Consider the following 18,405-nt stretch of genomic DNA (forward strand, 5'->3'; position numbering starts at 1 on the left):
CCGAAACCGGGGAGCGATAGGTCAAGAGCGGCCCGTAAGGGCGTCTGTTGACTAGGAACGAGGACCGGGAAACGAAATTTAACCGCGCTGGATCAACTGGACTCCCAGGCTTGCATGCGCAGGCGGCAGTGCCTCATCGCATTGACGATGTGCTTTTCCACGAGACTGCGGGAGATATTCAGGTGCGCCGCTATCTCGTTGTGGGAAAGACCTTCCAGCTTGCGCAGGAGGAAGGACTCGCGGCACAGCGGCGGCAGTTCGTTCAGCGCCAGGGTCAAGAGGTCGAGGCGCTGGCGCTGGTCCTCGAGTACCTGGGGGGAAGGCTCGGACATACCCTCCTCCTCGTCGAGGACGTGCAAGGGCTCGGCCTTGCGCACCCGGCTGCGGCGATGCTCGTCGACCGCGAGATTGAGCGCCGTCCGGTACAGGAACGCCCGCGGATGCTCGATTCGCGCTTGACTGGAGCGTTCCAGCACGCGCAAATACGCGTCGTGAGCAACGTCGGCCGCCGCCTGTCGGTCTCCGAGCCTGGCGCTGAGAAAGCGCAACAGCTCCCGATAATGGTTTTCCAAGACAACTCCTGCTCGCTACCGCGTGAGCGCTATCCTTGACAGAATGGGAAACCCCACAGGCGATGTTGGCAGCCTGAAATCATTAAATTTATAATAATTCTCATCCAGCTTTAAAGCCTTGCCATCGAACAGAGACGACAGGGCGCAAACGGAACCCTCGATGAAGACACCCCTCCCCGCCGACAGCGACACCTTGGTCCAGGACGCCGCACACTGGTGCATGCGCCTGCATGCCGAGGACTGTAGCGAGGAAGAGCGTGCCGAGTTCCGTCGCTGGCTGGCGAGCGATCCGAGGCACGCCGACGAATACGCAGCAATGGAAGAAATCTGGCAACTCAGCGAATTGCTGCCCCGCCGCTCCGACACCCCGGCGGCCGCCCCGGCCTGGCCGCGCCCGCGTACTACCCGCAGGCGCCACTGGAGAAACCAGGCGCGAGCTGCCGCGCTCGCTCTGTTCCTGCTCCCCGCCTCGGCCTACCTGGGCTGGTTGCAGGGCTGGATTCCCTCCAGCTATCAACGCTACACGGCGCAGGACAATATCCGCCACGTCACCCTCCCCGACGGCAGCGAGGTAGAACTGGATCTCAAGACCCACCTCAGCTTCGCCAACTTCAGGGACATCCGCCGCGTCGTACTGGACAACGGCGAGGCCTATTTCCATGTCACCCACGATACGGCCCACCCCTTCGTGGTCAGGGCCGGCAAGGGTTCGATCACCGTCACCGGGACCCGCTTCAACGTCTGGAAGTACCAGGACAACGTCGTCGTCACCGTGACCGAAGGCTCGGTGAAGGTCCGCAGCGAAGGCTCGGGCAACGACAGCAGCCTGACCCCGGGCATGCAGGCCAGCTACTACCCCGGGCTGCTGCAACCGCTGGTCGAGGCGGTCGATACCCGTCAGGCACTGGCCTGGCGCGAAGGCCGCCTGATTCTCGACGACCTGCCGCTGGCTCAGGCCCTACCGCTGATCAACCGCTACCTGGAGCATCCGCTGGTCCTCACCGACAAGACCAGCGCCGAACTGCGCATCGGCGGCATCTACAGCACCCGCGAGATACGCAACCTGGTGGAGGCCCTGCCGAAGGTCCTGCCGGTGGATCTCGAGCACCGCGACGACGGCAGCATCCGCATCAGCAGCCGTTACGCCCAGCTCTGATCCGACGCTAAATTATCCGCTTCCGCCTTCGTATACCTGGGAGCGCCAGCCCGCCCGACATACAGCGGCGGTCTCTCCACGCACCGGCCGGATTCCCGAATGAGACGAACCCGTAGTACTCGTCGCGCACTGCTCGTCGCAGTCTGCCTCAGCCCCCTGATCGCCCTGGCCGCCTGGCAGGCCTATCCGTTCCGCAGCAACAGCTTCGATACCGTGAGCGTCAGCCGCGGCAGCATCGAGAGCAGCGTCTCGGCGCTCGGCACCCTGCAACCGCGGCGCTACGTCGACGTCGGCGCCCAGGCCTCCGGGCAGATCCGCAAGTTGCACGTCGAGGCCGGGGACGATGTGACGGAAGGCCAGTTGCTGGTCGAGATCGACCCCTCCACCCAGCAGGCCAAGGTCGATGCCGGCCGCTATTCGATCGAGATGCTCAAGGCCCAGCTGGCCGAGCAACGTGCCCAGTACACCCTCGCCCGCCAGCAGTACCAGCGCCAGCAGCGGCTGGCCGCCGGCGGCGCGACGCGTACCGAGGACGTGCAGAGCGCCCAGGCGCAGATGCTCGCCACCCAGGCACGGATCGAGATGTACCAGGCGCAGATCCGCCAGGCCCAGGCCTCGTTGCGCAGCGACGAAGCCGAACTCGGCTATACCCGCATCTACGCGCCGATGTCCGGCACGGTGGTGGCGGTCGATGCGCGCGAAGGCCAGACCCTCAATGCCCAGCAGCAGACCCCGTTGATCCTGAGGATCGCCAAATTGTCGCCGATGACCGTCTGGGCCCAGGTTTCGGAAGCCGACATCGGCCGGGTCAAGCCCGGCATGCCGGCCTACTTCACGACCCTCAGCGGCGAAGGCCGGCGCTGGACCGGCAAGGTCCGGCAGATCCTCCCGGTGCCGCCCAAGCCGCTGGACCAGAGCAACCAGGGCGGCGGCAGCCCCACCAGCGGCAGCGGCGGGCAGAGCGGCAGCGGCCGGGTGGTGCTGTATACCGTGCTGGTCGACGTGGACAACGGCGACCACCAACTGATGGCGGAAATGACCGCCCAGGTGTTCTTCGTCGCCGCCACCGCGGAAAACATCCTCACCGCGCCGGTCGCCGCCATCCACGACGACGGCAAGGGCGGCCAGGTCGCCTGGGTGGTCGGCAGCAATGGCAAGCCGCAGAGCCGCCAGATCAGGACCGGCATCAGCGACCGCCTGCGGGTACAGGTGCTTGCCGGCCTGGAGGAAGGCGACCGCCTGTTGATGGCCGCTCCCGACGGCAGCGACAGCTGATGGAAAACGCCACGCAACCCGTCCCCCTGATCGAACTGCGCGACATCCGCAAGCGCTACGGCGGCAATGGCACTCCGGAAGTCGAGGTACTCAAGGGCGTATCGCTGTCGATCCACGCCGGCGAGTTCGTCGCCATCGTCGGCGCCTCCGGCTCCGGCAAGTCGACCCTGATGAACATCCTCGGCTGCCTCGACCGGCCCAGCTCCGGCAGCTACCACTTCGCCGGCCACGACGTCGCCGAACTGGACAGCGACGAGCAGGCCTGGCTGCGCCGCGAGGCATTCGGCTTCGTGTTCCAGGGCTATCACCTGATCCCCTCCGCCTCGGCCCAGGAAAACGTCGAGATGCCGGCGATCTACGCCGGCACCCCGGCGAGCGAGCGGCACACCCGCGCGCGGGCCCTGCTCGAGCGCCTGGGCCTGGCAGAGCGCACTGCCAACCGTCCGCACCAGTTGTCCGGCGGCCAGCAGCAGCGGGTATCGATCGCCCGCGCGCTGATGAACGGCGGCCATATCATCCTCGCCGACGAACCCACCGGCGCCCTCGACAGCCACAGCGGCGCGGAAGTCATGGCGCTGCTCGACGAGCTGGCCAGCCAGGGCCACGTGGTGATCCTGATCACCCACGACCGCGACGTCGCCGCCCGCGCCAAGCGCATCATCGAGGTGCGTGACGGCGAGATCGTCAGCGACAGCGCCAACGACGAGCGCCCGGCGCACCCGAGCGCCGGCGTCGAGCGCCACCTGCAGGCCGACGATCTCAGCCAGCGCCTCGCCGAGGGCAGCAGCGAACCCTCGGGGGCCTGGCGCGCCGAACTGCTGGAGGCGGTGCGCGCCGCCTGGCGGGTGATGTGGATCAATCGGTTCCGCACCGCGCTGACCCTGCTCGGGATCATCATCGGCGTCGCCTCGGTGGTGGTCATGCTCGCCGTCGGCGAGGGCAGCAAGCGCCAGGTGATGGCGCAGATGGGCGCGTTCGGCTCGAACATCATCTATCTCAGCGGCTACTCGCCGAACCCGCGCGCGCCGATGGGCATCGTCAGCAGCGACGACGTCGCCGCCATCGCCACCCTGCCCCAGGTGAAGAAGGTCATGCCGGTGAACGGCGGCGAGCTGGTGGTGCGCTACGGGAACATCGACTACCACGCCTACGTCGGCGGCAACAACACCGACTTCCCGGAAATCCTCAACTGGCCGGTGGCCGAGGGCAGCTACTTCACCGAGCGCGACGAAGACGCCGCCACCACGGTCGCGGTGATCGGCTACAAGGTGCGCAAGAAGCTGTTCGGCAGCGCCAACCCGATCGGCCGCTACATCCTCATCGAGAACGTGCCGTTCCAGGTCATCGGCGTGCTCGCCGAGAAAGGCTCCAGCTCCGGCGACAAGGATGCCGACAACCGCATCGCCATCCCCTACTCCGCTGCCAGCATCCGCCTGTTCGGCACGCGCAACCCCGAGTACGTGATCATCGCCGCCGCCGACGCCCAGCGCGTGCACCAGGCCGAACGCGCCATCGACCAGTTGATGCTGCGCCTGCACCGCGGCCAGCGCGACTACGAGCTGACCAACAACGCGGCGATGATCCAGGCCGAGGCGAAGACCCAGAACACCCTGTCGCTGATGCTCGGCTCGATCGCCGCGATCTCCCTGCTGGTAGGCGGGATCGGCGTGATGAACATCATGCTCATGACCGTGCGCGAACGCACCCGCGAGATCGGCATCCGCATGGCCACTGGCGCCCGCCAGGGCGATATCCTCCGCCAGTTCCTCACCGAGGCGGCGATGCTCTCGGTGGTCGGCGGCCTGGCCGGGATCGCCCTGGCCCTGTGCATCGGCGGCGTGCTGCTGCTCGGCCAGGTCGCGGTGGCCTTTTCCCTGTCGGCCATCGTCGGCGCCTTCAGTTGCGCGCTGGTCACCGGCCTGGTGTTCGGCTTCATGCCGGCGCGCAAGGCCGCCCAGCTGGACCCGGTGGCCGCCCTGGCCAGCCAATGACGGATATGTCCATGAAGAATCTCTCCCTGATTTCCGCCTGCCTGCTGCTCGGCGCCTGCGGCAGCACGCCGGCGCCCCTCGACAGCGGCCTGGCCGCGCCCAGCCAGTGGCGCTACCTGGCGGCCGGGCGCAGCGATGCCAGCGACATCCGCCAGTGGTGGAAGGCCTTCGGCGCGCCGGAACTGGACAGCCTGCTGCAACGCGCCCTGCTGAACAGCCAGGACCTCGGCGCGGCGGTGGCCCGCGTACGCCAGGCCCAGGCCTCGGCGGTGATCGCCGGCGCGCCGTTGCTGCCGGAGCTGAATGCGACGCTCGGCGCCAGCCGGCAGAAACTCCTGCGCGACTCGGGCTACAGCGGTACCGACGCGACCTCCGACAACGATGCCGTCGACTCCTTCTCCGCCGGCCTCAGCGCCAGCTACGAAGTGGACTTCTGGGGCGGTCGCCGGGCTGCCTACCGCAGTGCCCTGGAAAGCCTCAAGGCCAGCGAGTACGACCGCGCAACGGTAGAGCTGACCCTGCTCTCCGGCGTCGCCAACAGCTACCTGCAGGTATTGGCGCTGCGCGAACAGCAGCGCATCGCCAGGCTCAACCTGGACAACGCCGAGCACGTCCTGCGCCTGGTGGAGACCCGCCATGCCGCGGGCTCGGCCACCGCCCTGGAGGTCGCCCAGCAGAGCAGCCTGGTCGCCAGCCAGCGCAAGCAGCTGCCGCTGCTCGAGCAGCAGGCCCATGAGGCGCTGATTACCCTGGCCACCCTGATCGGCGAGCCGGTGCAGGCGCTACAGGTGGCCGAGCGGCCTTTCGACAGCCTGCGCTGGCCGGAGACCGGAGCGGGCCTGCCGAGCGAACTGCTCAGCCGCCGTCCCGATATCGCCAACGCCGAAGCGCAACTGGCCGCGGCCCAGGCCGACGTGCAGGTGGCGCGCGCGGCGCTGTTCCCCAAGCTGACCCTGAGCGCCTCGCTGTCGTCCGGCGCCAACCGCGCCGCCGACACTTTCCGCAACCCCTATTACAACCTGGGCGCCAACCTGCTCGCCCCGATCTTCAACCACGGCCGCCTGCGCGCCGAGCGCGACCGCAGCCTGGCGCGCCAGGAAGAACTGCTGGAAACCTACCGCAAGGCGATCCTCACCGCCTTTGCCGACACCGAACGCTCGCTGAACAGCATCGACGGCCTCGACCGCCAGTTGCACTGGCAGCAGCAGGAGCTGGAGCAGGCGCAGCGCGCCTTCGATCTCTCCGACAGCCGCTACCAGGCCGGCGCGGAAACCCTGCTGACGGTCCTCGAAACGCAACGCACGCTGTACGCGGCGCAGGATGCCGCCGTGCAACTGCGACTGGCCCGCCTGCAGGCCTCGGTCGGCCTGTACAAGGCCCTCGGCGGCGGCTGGCAGAGCGACCGCCAGGGTCTCGCGCGGAAAGACTGAGGCCCGCGTTGCGCGGGCCTCCTCCATCCTTACTCGCTCTTTCGCCGTTCAGCGCCTGAGCTGGTCGCGCGCCAGCTTCAGGTTGCGCGCGTACCAGGGCCGCCGCGGCGCACGCTTGAGCCAGCCGCTCAACTGGTCTTCTTCGCTGAAGATGATGCGCAAAGCCAGCTTCATGGTTTCCACGTCCAGCTCCACCGAGTTGCTGCTCGCCTGGACATCCGAAAGCCCGCATCCATGGGTCGCCGGGCCCAGCCAGGGATCGCCGACCTCGACCCATCGACCAGGCGCGAACCATTGGATGCCCTCCACTTCGCGACGCTGCACTTCGCCAGGATGGAAACGCTCGTGGGCGCGATACCAGTCCTCGATGCGGTCGTCGATCCAGCCGTGGAACGACCAGAACACCGGATTCACATGGGAGGAAAACGGGTCGCCGAGGAAGTCGTTCTCCGGGCGGAACCAGCGCGGGGAAAAATCCGATGGTACCCGGTCGCTCATCACCGGCGCGCCGTTGGAAGGATCGCGAGTCACCGAAGCCCAGCGCATATGCAGCCAGTCGTGCATGCCCAGCTCCATCTCCGAGCCGAACTGACCGAGCGTCAGTTTCGCCAGGTATTCCGGGTCCTGGTATTGCGACTCCCAGACCAGGAAATTGGCGTGATAGCCCTCGGCGCTTTTCAGCCCACGCAGCCACTCGGTGTATTCGTCGTCGTCCACCGCGACCCAGGCCGGCGGGACGGAACAGCCGTCAGGGTTGTCGAAGTAGCGCAGGAAGCCGACCCGGTCGTGGGCCAGCGGTACGCCCGGCAGCGGCAGGCGCCGCCAGGACGGCAGGTCCTGCATCGAGCGCGCGGTATGCAGCATGTGCCGGTGCATGAAGAAGAAGTCGATACCGGAAGCATTGCGGTCCTTGTGACGACCACGGGCGTCACGCTCGCGGTCCAGTGGGCCAGGCTGCCAGCCGACGCCGCGCAGGGCGTTGCGCTGCTTCTCGGAAAGTCGATGCCACTTGTCCCGCGAGGCATGCCAGAGCTGGTGGAAGAGGCGATGCTGCGGCGAGATCAGCCAGGCGAGCAAGCGTTCGTTGAGGCCGATGCGCTCGCGAGCCAGCGGAAACGGGCGCTTGACCGCCACGAAGCGGAAATCCTCCTGCGCTTGCAGTGGCGAGCGCACGAGGCGCTCGATGCGACCGCTGAGGGTGCCATCGCCGGCATTGGCCAGATTGTCCCAGACCTCGTCGAAGACCGCCGAGCAATCGTAGCTCGGGGTCATCGAGGCGGTGTTGCCGTCCACCAGGCGCCAGCGGATGCGCGCGGAGCGCGCACCGACCAGGTCGCCAAGCAGGCGGAAGCGCGGTTCCTGCGGCCCTCTCAGGCGCTCCGGAGTATCCAGGTATCCGATCAGGCCCAGCCCCCTGGGCGCCACGTCGAGCACCAGCTCCAACCCCTCCAGCGGTAACCCCGGCAGGCCGGCGTCGGTGCCGAGCAGGCGCAGGTCCCAGATACCGCGCAGGCGGTCGCCCAGGCGCATGGCCTCGGTGGCGGCCAGGTCCAGCGTCGCTTCGCCGGGCGTGGCCGGGTGCTCCTCGTCTTCGCGCAGGCGGGCCAGATGACGATGTGTGTAGTAAGCCACCGGCAGGGCAGCCGCTCCGGTGAGCGCCAAACCCGCCATGAATCCGCGTCGAGAAACCGTCATCGTCCTACCTGTTCAGCCATGAAGCTCGCTTTATCCAGCTAGAACGTTCCGTCCATCGGCAAATTTACCGGAGCCGGCGTCGCTGGCGGCACCCGGCGAATTCGTCGGCCCGCTAAATTTTCCGTCCCTGCCCTCGTCCCACCCTGACAGGTGCCCCGCTCTGCAATGCGGAACGACCGGCGTCCACCGATTTCGAACCTGACTGGGACGGCAATGACTAGAACTCGCAAAAGAACGGCGCTTTACCTCGGCCTGCCACTGCTCATCGTCCTGCTGGCCGCCGGCGGCTGGCTGGCCTGGACCCAGTGGCTGGGCAGCGCCGGCTACCCGCGCAAGGTCATGCAACACGCAGAGGAGTTGCACGAACGCATCCTCTCCTTCGACAGCCGGATCACCGTGCCGCTGGACTTCGGCACCACCGGCAACGAGGTGGACAAGGACGGACCGGGCCAGTTGGATCTGGTCAAGGCTGGCCGCGGGCGCCTGTCCGGCGCTGCCCTGGCGATCTTCGGCTGGCCGGAGATGTGGAACGGCCCGAACGCGCCACACAAGCCGACCCCGGGATTCGTCGACGAGGCTCGTCACCAGCAGGAAATTCGTTACAAGATTCTCACCGGCATGGTCCGCGACTTCCCCAACCAGGTCGGCATCGCCTACTCCCCCGAGGACTTCCGCCGCCTGGCCATGGAAGGCAAGTTCGCCATCGTCATGAGCATGCTCAACGCCTACCCGCTGGGCGACGACCTGTCCCAGCTGGACAAATGGGCCGCCCGCGGCGTGCGCATGTTCGGCTTCAATTATGTCGGCAACAACGACTGGTCCGACTCTTCCCGTCCCTTGCCGTTCTTCAACGACACGGCGGATGCCCTGGGCGGCCTCTCCCCGCTAGGCAAGCAGGCGGTCGAACGGCTCAACGATCTCGGGGTGATCATCGACGTCTCGCAGATGTCGACCAAGGCCCTGGAACAGGTCGCCGCCCTCAGCCGCGCGCCCATCGTCGCCTCGCACTCCGCGCCGCGTGCCCTGGTGGACATCAAGCGCAACCTCAGCGACCACGAGATGCAACTGATCAAGGACAGCGGCGGCGTGATCCAGGTGGTCGGTTTCCCCGCCTACCTGCGTCCGCTGAGCAAACCGACCCTGGACAAGCTCAACGCCCTGCGCGCGCGCTTCGACCTGCCACCCCTGGAAGGCCTGGACTATGCGCTGATGCCGGGCGATCCGATCATCACCATCTGGCCGGAACAACGCTTCGGTGAATACGCCAGCGCCCTCTACGGCATCCTGGAGGAGGAGCCCAAGGCCGGCCTCAAGGAACTGGTGGACGCCATCGACTACACGGTGAAGAAGGTCGGCATCGACCACGTGGGCATCAGCTCGGACTTCAACGACGGTGGCGGCGTGGACGGCTGGAAGGATGTCAGCGAAATCCGCAACGTCACTGCCGAACTGATCACCCGCGGTTATTCCGATGCCGACATCGCCAAGCTCTGGGGAGGCAACTTCCTGCGCGCCTGGGGCGAAGTGCAAAAACGCGCCAAGCCGACAGCTACCCCCTGACCACGCCGCAACGGACCTCCCGATGAACGACCGTCGTACCTTTCTCAAGCAGGCCGGCATTCTCGCCGCCGGCCTGCCGCTGCTTTCCGCTGCCCAGTCGCTCCGCGCCGAAGGCGCACCGAGCGACGCCGGCAATAAGTGGAAAGCGCTGCGCCAGCAATTCGATCTCGACCCGCAGTATCTGCACTTCGCAAACTTCCTCCTCACCTCACACCCTCGGCCGGTGCGGGAGGCCATCGAGCGCCTGCGGGTCCGCTTCGACCGCAACCCGGGCGAAGCGGTGGACTGGCATCGCGAGGAAATCTGGAAATACGAGGACGAGGCTCGCGCCTGGGCAGGTCGCTACTTCGCCGTGCAACCTGGCCAGGTGGCGCTCACCGGCAGCACCACCGACGGCCTGGCGGCGATCTACGGCGGCCTGCTGGTGCAGCCGGGCAAGGAGATCCTGACCTCCTCCCACGAGCACTACTCCACCTACACCACCCTGGAATACCGGCACAAGCGCATGGGTACCCAGGTCCGCGAGTTCCCGCTGTTCAAGGACCCGCATCGGGTTTCCGCCGACGAGATCCTGTCCAGCATCGCCGCTCAGATCCGCCCGCAGACCCGGGTGCTGGGCATGACCTGGGTGCAGTCGGGCAGCGGCGTGAAGCTGCCGATCCGCGAGATCGGCAAGCTGGTGCGCGAACTCAACCAGAAGCGCGACGAGCAGGACCGGATCATCTACGTGGTCGACGGCGTGCATGGTTTCGGCGTGGAAGACGTCAGCTTCGCCGACTTCGACTGCGACTACTTCATCGCCGGCACCCACAAGTGGCTGTTCGGTCCGCGTGGCACCGGGGTCATCATCGCCCGCTCGGAACAGCTCCAGGAGCACCTGGTGCCGAGCATCCCGACCTTCTCCCGCGCCGACAACTTCGGCACCCTGATGACCCCTGGCGGCTACCACGCCTTCGAACATCGCCTGGCCCTGGGCACGGCCTTCGAGCTGCACCTGCAGTTGGGCAAGGCCGAGGTCCAGGCGCGTATCCACCAGCTCAACGCCTACCTCAAGCAGCGCCTGGGCGAGCATCCCAAGGTCCGCCTGGTCACGCCGACCAGCCCCGAGCTGTCTTCGGGCTTCACCTTCTTCCGCGTCGAAGGCCGCGATTGCGAGGCGGTCGCCAAACACCTGATGGCGCACCGGGTAATCAGCGACGCCGTGGATCGCGATGTCGGCCCGGTGGTGCGCCTGGCGCCGAGCCTGCTGAACGACGAGGCGGAGATCGACCGGGTGCTGGAAATCCTCGCCCCGCAACTCGCCTGACCCCTTTCGCCACTCAACGAGAACCGCCATGCACGCATTATCGCCCCTGGCCCTGGCCGCACTGATCGTCGCCACCGCCCCCGCCTTCGCCGACGAAGCGAAGAAACCCGGCACGGTGTTCAAGGATTGCAAGGACTGCCCGGAGATGGTCGTACTGCCCGCCGGCAGCTTCACCATGGGCACCCCGGACGACGAGGTCGGCCGCCAGCCCGACGAGGGCCCGCTGCACGACGTGACCTTCGCCAAGCCGTTCGCCATCAGCCGCTACCAGGTCACCGCCGGCGAACTGGACGCCTACCTGAAAGCCACCGGCGTCAAGCTGGCCGACGGCGATACCCGCCCCGGCCGCGAATGCATCGCCGGCAAGCCGCGCTACCAGCAAGGCCCTCGCCAGCCGGCGGTGTGCGTCGACTACAACGACGTGAAGAACTACGCCGCCTGGCTGTCGAAGAAGACCGGCAAGCACTACCGCATGCTCAGCGAGGCCGAGCGCGAATACGGCGCCCGCGCCGGCAGCGCCGGCCCCTTCCCCTTCCCGTTCGACGAAGGCAAGGAATACAGCATCGCCAAGCACGCCAACACCTACGGCGCCAGCGATGGCTACAACTTCACCTCGCCGGTGGGCAGCTTCCCGCCCAACGCCTTCGGCGTCTACGACATGCACGGCAACGTCTACGAGTGGGTCGCCGATTGCTGGCACGACCACTACAACGGCGCGCCGAGCGACGGCAGCGCGTGGATGGAGGACAAGTGCGAGCTGGTGCAGATCCGCGGCAACGACTGGGGAGAAGCACCGATCTTCTCGCGCTCGGGCAATCGCAACAATGCCTACCCCGACGCCCGTGGCGACTGGATAGGTTTCCGCGTGGCCCGCGAACTCTGAGGCGGACGAAGAAAGGCCGGAGCGACGCGGGTCGCTCCGGCCTTTGCGCATCCGCGACCAGGCGTTTTCAGTCCTTCTCGGCCAGCAGCGCCAGGCCTTCGTGCAAGGCCGGGAACAGACTGTCGTTGAAGTTGTTCCAACGCAGCTCGAGGATGGTGTCGTCGGGAGATATCTTCGTTTTCAGCACGTCGTGGAAGACCTCGCCGGAATCGATGCCGTTGTCCACGTAGTGGAACGAGGCGCCGGTCAGGTACAAGGGTTCGACCGGTACGCTTTCCATCGTCGCCCAGTCGACGATCTTCTCACCCCGCGCACCATGCAATGCATCCAGGGTCGCCCAGGCGCCGCGCCGTTGGTAGGGCGAGTCGGCGCGCGTGACCCCGGGATGGATATTCATGATCCGTCGGGCGAATGGCGCCCCGGGCCGCACCAGCTCATCGAGGATGACCAGCAGGCCGTCGAGGACGACGACCTCGGCGCGCAGCTCGACCAGCGTCTCGTACAGGCGTCGTTCGAAGTCGCGCTTGCCGGCCACATGCTCCGCGCTCCCGCGCGGGTGGCGACGGTAGGTGGAAGGCACGTTCAGCAGCAGATCGTTCATGCGCCGCCCCTGTACCTCCAGTTCCGCCGGGTAGAACCACTGCTGTCCAGGCCGGTAGGCGAATCCGTAGTCCTCGATCTTCTGCTGGTCGCGGGGCAGTTCCGGGTCGTCGTCGTAGATCACCCCGACCAATTCGTAGGCGTCCCCCAGCGCCGTCCGGTTCAGCGATTCGGCGAGAAACTCCAGCGGGGACTTCATGTAGCGCAGCTCGCCCTTGTAGGCCACCTGTTGTCCGGCCTTGTCGGCGGCGGCGTTTCTCAGGGACCAGATATAGGCTAATTTCCTTTTCGTCATCTCGTCTTTCTCAGGGAATGGGTCGGACTTGAGCGCGTGCTCCGGCACAGTGTTGGACTCGACAAGGGCTTCCCGGGGAACCCGCTCGAGCGTCGCTCTCACTTAAACGCAACGAACGGCCGGCCGCCGAATTTATCGTCCCCTGCGCTTTTGCCGGACGCCTCGGCGAAGCAGCGCCACAGGCTAAATTTCCCCTCCCCGGCCTCGTCTTCAGGGCAGGCGCGAGCGTGCGCCACTCCGCCATTCGCCTCTCTGCCCTTGCGTCCAGTCGGCCGCGCCGAGGAAACCCCATGTCCGCAACACCCCGTAGCGCCACTCGCGAACTCCTGAGCATTCTCAAACCCTTCTGGCCAGCGCTCAGCCTGTCGATCGGACTGGGTATCGTCGGCGGCCTGGCCATCACCGCGCTGCTCACCTCGATCAACCGCGTACTGAACGCCGAGGGCGGCATGACCAGCGGCATGATGCTGGCTTTCAGCGCGATCTGCGCGCTGGCCCTGCTCAGTTCGATCCTGTCCAACATCGGCACCAACTACGTCGGCCAGAAGGTCATCGCCCGGCTGCGCAAGACCCTCGGTGGCCGGGTGTTGTCCGCCCCGATCGAACAACTCGAACGCTATCGCACGCACCGCCTGATCCCGGTGCTCACCCACGACATCGATACGGTCAGCGATCTTGCCTTCGGCCTGCCGCAACTGGTGATCTCCCTGACCGTGACCCTTGGCTGCCTGGGCTACCTGGCCACCCTGTCGCTGCCGATGTTCCTGGTCGCCGCCAGCGCCGTGGTGCTCGGCACCATCGCCCAGTACATCGCCCGCGGCTATGGAATGGCCGGTTTCGAAGCGGCGCGCGAAGAGGAAGACCTGCTGCAGAAGCACTACCGCGGCATGGCCGAGGGAGCCAAGGAGCTGCGCATCAACCGCCCGCGCCGGCAGCGCCTGCACGGGCGTCTGCTGGACGAGACCGTGGAGCGCATCTGCCGCCTGCAGGTGCGTTCGGTGAATATATTCCTCACTGCCAGCACCTTCGGTTCGCTGCTGTTCTTCGTGGTCATCGGCACCGCCCTGGCGGTCCAGACCTGGTGGCCGACCTCCGACCGCAGCGTGCTCAGCGGCTTCGTCATGACCCTGCTGTTCATGAAGGGGCCGCTGGAAAGCGTACTCAGCCTGTTGCCGCTGATCAGTCGCAACCGTATCGCCCTGCGCCGGATCGCCGAACTCAACGAGCAGTTCTCCAATCCCGAACCCTACCTGCTGCTCGAGAACGACGCCTCCAGACCGGCTCAAGAGGTGCGCAGCATCGAGTTGCGCGATGTCGGCTACAGCTATCCGGGCGTGCCGGGCTCGACGCCCTTCCGCTTCGGCCCGGTCAACCTGACGATCCGCCCGGGAGAGATCCTCTTCATCGTCGGCGAGAACGGCTGCGGCAAGACCACCCTGATCAAGCTGTTGCTCGGGCTGTACACGCCCCACGAGGGCTCGCTGCTGCTCAACGGAGAGGAAGTGACGGCACAGGCGCGCGACGACTATCGTCAGCTGTTCACCACCGTGTTCGCCGACTACTACCTGTTCGACGACCTCGTCGACGGCGAGCAACAGTTGCCGGAAGAAGCCGGGCGCTACCTGAAGCGCCTGGAAATCGCCCACAAGGTCAGCGTCAGCGACGGCAGCTTCACCACCACCGACCTCTCCACCGGCCAGCGCAAGCGCCTGGCGCTGGTCAATGCCTGGATCGAGAAGCGCCCGGTGCTGGTCTTCGACGAATGGGCCGCCGACCAGGATCCCACCTTCCGCCGGATCTTCTATACCGAGCTGCTTCCCGAGCTGAAGCGAATGGGCAAGACCATCATCGTGATCTCCCATGACGACCGCTACTTCGACAGCGCCGACCAACTGCTGCGTCTGGCCGGCGGTCGAGTGGTCGAGGAGCTGCAACCGGCCTGAAGTGCTCTGCCTGCGAACACGGAAAAAACGATTTTTGTTTTCCGGTTTCGCGCCGACCAAACGTCTCAATGGGAAACCAAATAACAATTATTCCCAATCATGACATCCATAAGAGTACTAGAGAGCATGCCAGCACTCCGCACACTCCCCCGTTTCACCAAGGCTCTAGTGATGCGCAACACCCTGACGCTGCATCCGCGCCTGAGCACCGCCGCCCTGGCCATGGCCCTGTTGGCGCCGATCGCCAGCCAGGCCGAAGCGCAGAAGATCCAGTTCGACATCGGCGCCCAGTCCCTGCCCAGCGCCCTGCGCCAGTTCGGCCAGCAGAGCCAGTTGCAGGTGCTTTACAGCGCCGATGAAGTGCAAGGCCTGCGCAGCAACCCGGTCCGCGGCCAACTGAGCGTCGAGGCGGCTCTCGCCGAACTTCTCCGCGGTACCGGCGCCAGCTACAGCCTGCAAGGCTCCAGCGTTACCATCAGCGCCCAGCGCTCGGCGGACTCGGTGGACCTCGGCGACATTACCGTCACCAGCCAGGAGTCGGCCTGGGGCCACGTCAACGGCTACGTGGCCAAGCGCAGCGGTACCGGCACCAAGACCGACACCCCGCTCAAGGAAATCCCCCAGACCATCAACGTGGTCACCCAGGACGAGATCAAGGCGCGCGGTTCGCAGACCGTCACCGAGGCCCTGCGCTACACTCCGGGGATCACCGGCGGCGGCTTCGCCGACCGGGTGAAGATCTTCGACGAGCCGACCTCGCGCGGCTTCAGCCCGGCGCCGATGTACCTCGACGGCCTGCACATGCCCTACGGCGGCGGCAGTACCGGCGGTGCCCTGCAGATCGACCCCTATACCCTGGAACGCATCGAGGTGCTGAAGGGGCCGGCCTCCGTGCTCTTCGGCCAGAACCAGCCTGGCGGCATCGTCAACATGGTATCCAAACGCCCAACGGCCGAACCGATCCATGAGGTGGTGCTCGGCGGCGGCAGCCAGGACCGCCGCTACGGCGCTTTCGACGTCGCCGGCGCGCTCGACGAACAGGGCACTTATCTCTACCGCATAACCGGCGTAGGCCGGGACATCAACTCGGAGATCGACTATGCCGAGCAAAAACGCTTCATGCTGGCACCGAGCTTTACCTGGAACCCCAACGAGCAGACCAGCCTGACCTTCTACGGCCAGTACCAGAAGGACAACGACGTACCCGAAGCCCAGGGCCTGCCGGCCTACGGCACGGTGTTCAGCACGCCCAACGGGCGGATCAAGCGCAGCACCTTCATCGGCGAGCCGGGGCTGAACTCCTACGACCGCGACCAGTTCGTCGTCGGCTACGAGTTCAGCCACGAGTTCAACGATGTCTGGACCTTCAAGCAGAACACCCGCTACGCCTATGTCGACGACCAGTACGTGGCCCCTCTGCACGGCTACCGCTTCGTTCCCAACCCGAACACCGGCGCCAACGACCAGCGCTATACCACCCGCTATGGTGTCGACTGGTCCCAGACCAACAAAGTGTTCGGCATGGACAACATTCTCCAGGCCAAGTACAAAACCGCCGATATCGAACACACCTCGCTGATCGGCCTGGACTACTACCACTCCAATTCGAAATTTCTCGGACTGTACTCCTACGAAGCAGCATCGCCGATCATCGATCTATACAAACCGGTCTACGGCAAGCCATTCACCTTCGGCAGCCCATATCGCTGGGATCGGACCATCAGGCAGACCGGCGTCTATCTGCAGGACCAGATGAAGTGGAACCAATGGTTCCTGACGCTCGGCGGCCGCTACGACTGGGCGGAAACCGACAGCAAGGAGACGGCCGGACATTCGAACGCCAAGGATGAGAAGTTCAGCGGCCGCGCCGGCTTCGGTTATGAATTCTCCAACGGCATCACCCCGTACGTGAGCTATTCCGAGTCGTTCCAGCCCGTAAGCGGCTATAACCTGGACCAGAACTCGAAAGCCTTCAAGCCGACCACCGGCAAGCAGTACGAGGCGGGGATCAAGTACCAGCCGCCGGGACAAGACAGCTTCATCCAGGCATCGGTCTACCAGATCGATCAGAAAAACGTCCTGACCACCAATCTCGAGAACCCGAACTTCTACAATCAATCGGCCGCCATGCGCTCCAAGGGCTTCGAACTGGAAGGCAAGGCGAGTCTGACCAACAACCTGGGCATCATCGCGTCATTCTCGCGAAACGACGTCAAGTACACCAAGGACAACGATGGTCGCGAAGGACGTCATCCCGCGGGCACTCCGCCGATGACCGCCGCCGTCTGGCTGGACTACACCCTCGGCGGGGATACCGTGCTCGCCGGCCTCGGCGCGGGGATCGGCGCGCGCTACACCCGCGGCAGCGACGGCACCGATACCGCCGACAACCACTTCACCATCCCCTCCTATACCCTGTACGACGGCAAGCTGTCCTACGACTTCGAGAAATCCCCGCTGCGCCTGAAAGGCCTGAAACTCCAGGTCAACCTGGAAAACATCGAGGACAAGAAGTACGTCAGCCGCTGCGCCGGCATCTGGGACTGCTACTACGGCCAGGGCCGCACCATCACCTCCGACTTGACCTACAACTGGTAAGGCATCCGGGGGAAGGCCAGCGGCCTTCCCTCTTCATCAGTGCGAACGCTCTACGAAAAAGCCCCGCCAGATCGTCTGACGGGGCTTTTTCACGAGGGATGGCGGTGCTCAGGTCGCCAAGGCCGCCACCAGCGCGTCGGCGATCATGTCCTTGGCGTCGTCCGCCTCGTCGACGATCGCACCCATGCGCAGGAAATCGTGGGTCATCCCCGGATAGACACACAACTCCACCCGGGCGCCGCCCTGGCGCAGGTGCTCGGCATAGGCGATGCCCTCGTCATGCAGCGGGTCGCACTCCGCGACCAGCAGCAACGTCGGCGCCAGGTCAGCCGGCACCACGCCGAGCAGCGGCGAGAAACGCGGGTCCTGACGGTCCTCGGGGCTACGCTGGTAGTGCTGGTAGAACCACTCCAGGCTGTCCTTCTCCAACAGGTGGCCAACGGCGTAACGCTCGATCGATTGGTGCGTGCGGCTGGCATCGGTGACCGGGTAGATCAGTACCTGCAGACGCGGTTGCGAGGCTTCTCCCCGCAGCGCCAAGCGATGCGACAACACCGCGCACAGACTGCCGCCGACGCTGTCGCCGGCAACCGCCAGGCGTTGCGGATCGATGCCTAGCCGTGCGGCTTCGGCAGCCAACCAGCACCAGGCATCCTCGGCGTCCTCGGCGGCGGTCGGAAAACGCCACTCCGGCGCCAACCGGTAGGCCAGAGAAAGCACCACGCAACCGGCGCGCTCGGCCAGGCTGGCGCACAGCGCGTCGTGGGAGTCCAGGCTGCCGACGACGTAGCCGCCGCCATGCAGGTAGAGCACGCCCGGCAACGGCGGCGACGCGGACAGCCCCTGGGGACTGTAGAGGCGCGCCGGCAACGGCGTACCGTCCCGCGCCGGGACGAACAGCGTCTCGACGCGCGGCAGCGGCTCGTCGAGGCCTGGGTCCATCAACGCCGACGACTGGTCGAACTGCTCGCGTGCCTGTTGCACCGTCAACTGGTGCATGGGCAGGCTCTTGCCACTGCTGCGGCCGTTGCCGACCAGTTCCAGGTATGCCGCGATATCGGGGTTCAAGGCCATTTCATAGTCTCCAACGGGCCGGCCCCG

The 18,405-nt window shown here is 66.0% G+C and carries 13 protein-coding genes; 9 read left to right on the forward strand and 4 right to left on the reverse strand.

Annotation, left to right across the window (positions count from 1 at the left end; genetic code table 11):
* Window positions 1-92: 92 nt before the first annotated feature.
* On the reverse strand, window positions 93-572 hold the full coding sequence (locus LJF27_RS25295) for a sigma-70 family RNA polymerase sigma factor (RefSeq protein WP_003122684.1): 480 nt from the start codon (window positions 570-572) through the stop codon (window positions 93-95).
* Between the two features lie 160 nt (window positions 573-732).
* Between LJF27_RS25295 and LJF27_RS25300 the strand changes: the two genes are divergently transcribed.
* The 4 genes from LJF27_RS25300 (at window position 733) to ompQ (ending at window position 6,424) form a co-directional block, all read left to right on the forward strand.
* On the forward strand, window positions 733-1,728 hold the full coding sequence (locus LJF27_RS25300) for a FecR family protein (RefSeq protein WP_003144014.1): 996 nt from the start codon (window positions 733-735) through the stop codon (window positions 1,726-1,728).
* 99 nt (window positions 1,729-1,827) lie between these two features.
* Complete coding sequence (gene pvdR / locus LJF27_RS25305; RefSeq protein ID WP_003089547.1) at window positions 1,828-3,003, forward strand: pyoverdine export/recycling transporter periplasmic adaptor subunit PvdR; 1,176 nt, start codon at window positions 1,828-1,830, stop codon at window positions 3,001-3,003.
* Window positions 3,003-4,994 carry a pyoverdine export/recycling transporter ATP-binding/permease subunit PvdT gene (pvdT, locus tag LJF27_RS25310; protein ID WP_003131508.1) on the forward strand — a complete coding sequence of 664 codons (1,992 nt, stop codon included), beginning with the start codon at window positions 3,003-3,005 and terminating at the stop codon, window positions 4,992-4,994. The genes pvdR and pvdT overlap by 1 nt, the downstream gene beginning before the upstream one ends.
* Before the next feature lie 5 nt (window positions 4,995-4,999).
* The gene (gene ompQ / locus LJF27_RS25315; RefSeq protein WP_003120134.1) at window positions 5,000-6,424 is read left to right on the forward strand and encodes a pyoverdine export/recycling transporter outer membrane subunit OmpQ; all 1,425 of its coding nucleotides are present in this window, start codon (window positions 5,000-5,002) and stop codon (window positions 6,422-6,424) included.
* Window positions 6,425-6,472: 48 nt separating this feature from the next.
* Here ompQ and pvdP read toward each other — a convergent pair whose 3' ends face one another.
* A complete protein-coding gene (gene pvdP / locus LJF27_RS25320; RefSeq protein WP_023116887.1) occupies window positions 6,473-8,119 on the reverse strand; it encodes a pyoverdine maturation tyrosinase PvdP in 1,647 nt (548 codons plus the stop codon).
* A gap of 213 nt (window positions 8,120-8,332) precedes the next feature.
* Between pvdP and pvdM the strand changes: the two genes are divergently transcribed.
* The 3 genes from pvdM to LJF27_RS25335 are packed head-to-tail and all read left to right on the forward strand — an operon-like array spanning window position 8,333 to window position 11,868.
* Window positions 8,333-9,679 (forward strand): pyoverdine-tailoring dipeptidase-like protein PvdM, encoded by a 1,347-nt coding sequence (gene pvdM / locus LJF27_RS25325; protein ID WP_009876477.1) that lies wholly within the window; start codon window positions 8,333-8,335, stop codon window positions 9,677-9,679.
* Window positions 9,680-9,701: 22 nt separating this feature from the next.
* Window positions 9,702-10,985 carry a pyoverdine-tailoring periplasmic protein PvdN gene (pvdN, locus tag LJF27_RS25330; RefSeq protein ID WP_003122677.1) on the forward strand — a complete coding sequence of 428 codons (1,284 nt, stop codon included), beginning with the start codon at window positions 9,702-9,704 and terminating at the stop codon, window positions 10,983-10,985.
* Window positions 10,986-11,013: 28 nt separating this feature from the next.
* Window positions 11,014-11,868, forward strand: a complete 855-nt coding sequence (locus LJF27_RS25335; RefSeq protein WP_009876479.1) for a formylglycine-generating enzyme family protein — start codon at window positions 11,014-11,016, stop codon at window positions 11,866-11,868.
* Window positions 11,869-11,935: 67 nt separating this feature from the next.
* Here LJF27_RS25335 and LJF27_RS25340 read toward each other — a convergent pair whose 3' ends face one another.
* Window positions 11,936-12,763 carry a N(5)-hydroxyornithine transformylase PvdF gene (locus LJF27_RS25340; protein WP_025921231.1) on the reverse strand — a complete coding sequence of 276 codons (828 nt, stop codon included), beginning with the start codon at window positions 12,761-12,763 and terminating at the stop codon, window positions 11,936-11,938.
* A 290-nt stretch (window positions 12,764-13,053) separates the two neighbouring features.
* On the opposite strand from LJF27_RS25340, the gene LJF27_RS25345 reads away from it, so the two are divergent.
* Both LJF27_RS25345 and LJF27_RS25350 read left to right on the forward strand, forming a co-directional pair.
* Window positions 13,054-14,706 (forward strand): cyclic peptide export ABC transporter, encoded by a 1,653-nt coding sequence (locus tag LJF27_RS25345; RefSeq protein WP_003116932.1) that lies wholly within the window; start codon window positions 13,054-13,056, stop codon window positions 14,704-14,706.
* Window positions 14,707-14,877: 171 nt separating this feature from the next.
* Window positions 14,878-17,304 (forward strand): TonB-dependent siderophore receptor, encoded by a 2,427-nt coding sequence (locus LJF27_RS25350; RefSeq protein ID WP_003116931.1) that lies wholly within the window; start codon window positions 14,878-14,880, stop codon window positions 17,302-17,304.
* Between the two features lie 108 nt (window positions 17,305-17,412).
* Here the strand turns inward: LJF27_RS25350 and LJF27_RS25355 are convergent, their stop codons facing one another.
* Window positions 17,413-18,378, reverse strand: coding sequence for an alpha/beta hydrolase (locus tag LJF27_RS25355; protein WP_009876481.1), 966 nt, complete (start codon window positions 18,376-18,378; stop codon window positions 17,413-17,415).
* Between the last annotated feature and the right edge of the window lie 27 nt (window positions 18,379-18,405).

Origin of the sequence: Pseudomonas sp. 203-8, from assembly GCF_020708595.1 — a bacterium.
GTDB lineage: Bacteria > Pseudomonadota > Gammaproteobacteria > Pseudomonadales > Pseudomonadaceae > Pseudomonas > Pseudomonas aeruginosa.

Excerpts from the sequence above, each read along its gene's own strand:
- LJF27_RS25300 (WP_003144014.1), top strand. The coding sequence starts at position 733 with ATGAAGACACCCCTCCCCGCCGACAGCGACACCTTGGTCCAGGACGCC.
- LJF27_RS25355 (WP_009876481.1), bottom strand. The coding sequence starts at position 18,378 with ATGGCCTTGAACCCCGATATCGCGGCATACCTGGAACTGGTCGGCAAC.
- LJF27_RS25335 (WP_009876479.1), top strand. The coding sequence starts at position 11,014 with ATGCACGCATTATCGCCCCTGGCCCTGGCCGCACTGATCGTCGCCACC.
- pvdM (WP_009876477.1), top strand. The coding sequence starts at position 8,333 with ATGACTAGAACTCGCAAAAGAACGGCGCTTTACCTCGGCCTGCCACTG.
- ompQ (WP_003120134.1), top strand. The coding sequence starts at position 5,000 with ATGTCCATGAAGAATCTCTCCCTGATTTCCGCCTGCCTGCTGCTCGGC.
- pvdT (WP_003131508.1), top strand. The coding sequence starts at position 3,003 with ATGGAAAACGCCACGCAACCCGTCCCCCTGATCGAACTGCGCGACATC.
- pvdP (WP_023116887.1), bottom strand. The coding sequence starts at position 8,119 with ATGACGGTTTCTCGACGCGGATTCATGGCGGGTTTGGCGCTCACCGGA.
- LJF27_RS25345 (WP_003116932.1), top strand. The coding sequence starts at position 13,054 with ATGTCCGCAACACCCCGTAGCGCCACTCGCGAACTCCTGAGCATTCTC.
- pvdN (WP_003122677.1), top strand. The coding sequence starts at position 9,702 with ATGAACGACCGTCGTACCTTTCTCAAGCAGGCCGGCATTCTCGCCGCC.
- LJF27_RS25340 (WP_025921231.1), bottom strand. The coding sequence starts at position 12,763 with ATGACGAAAAGGAAATTAGCCTATATCTGGTCCCTGAGAAACGCCGCC.
- LJF27_RS25350 (WP_003116931.1), top strand. The coding sequence starts at position 14,878 with ATGCGCAACACCCTGACGCTGCATCCGCGCCTGAGCACCGCCGCCCTG.
- pvdR (WP_003089547.1), top strand. The coding sequence starts at position 1,828 with ATGAGACGAACCCGTAGTACTCGTCGCGCACTGCTCGTCGCAGTCTGC.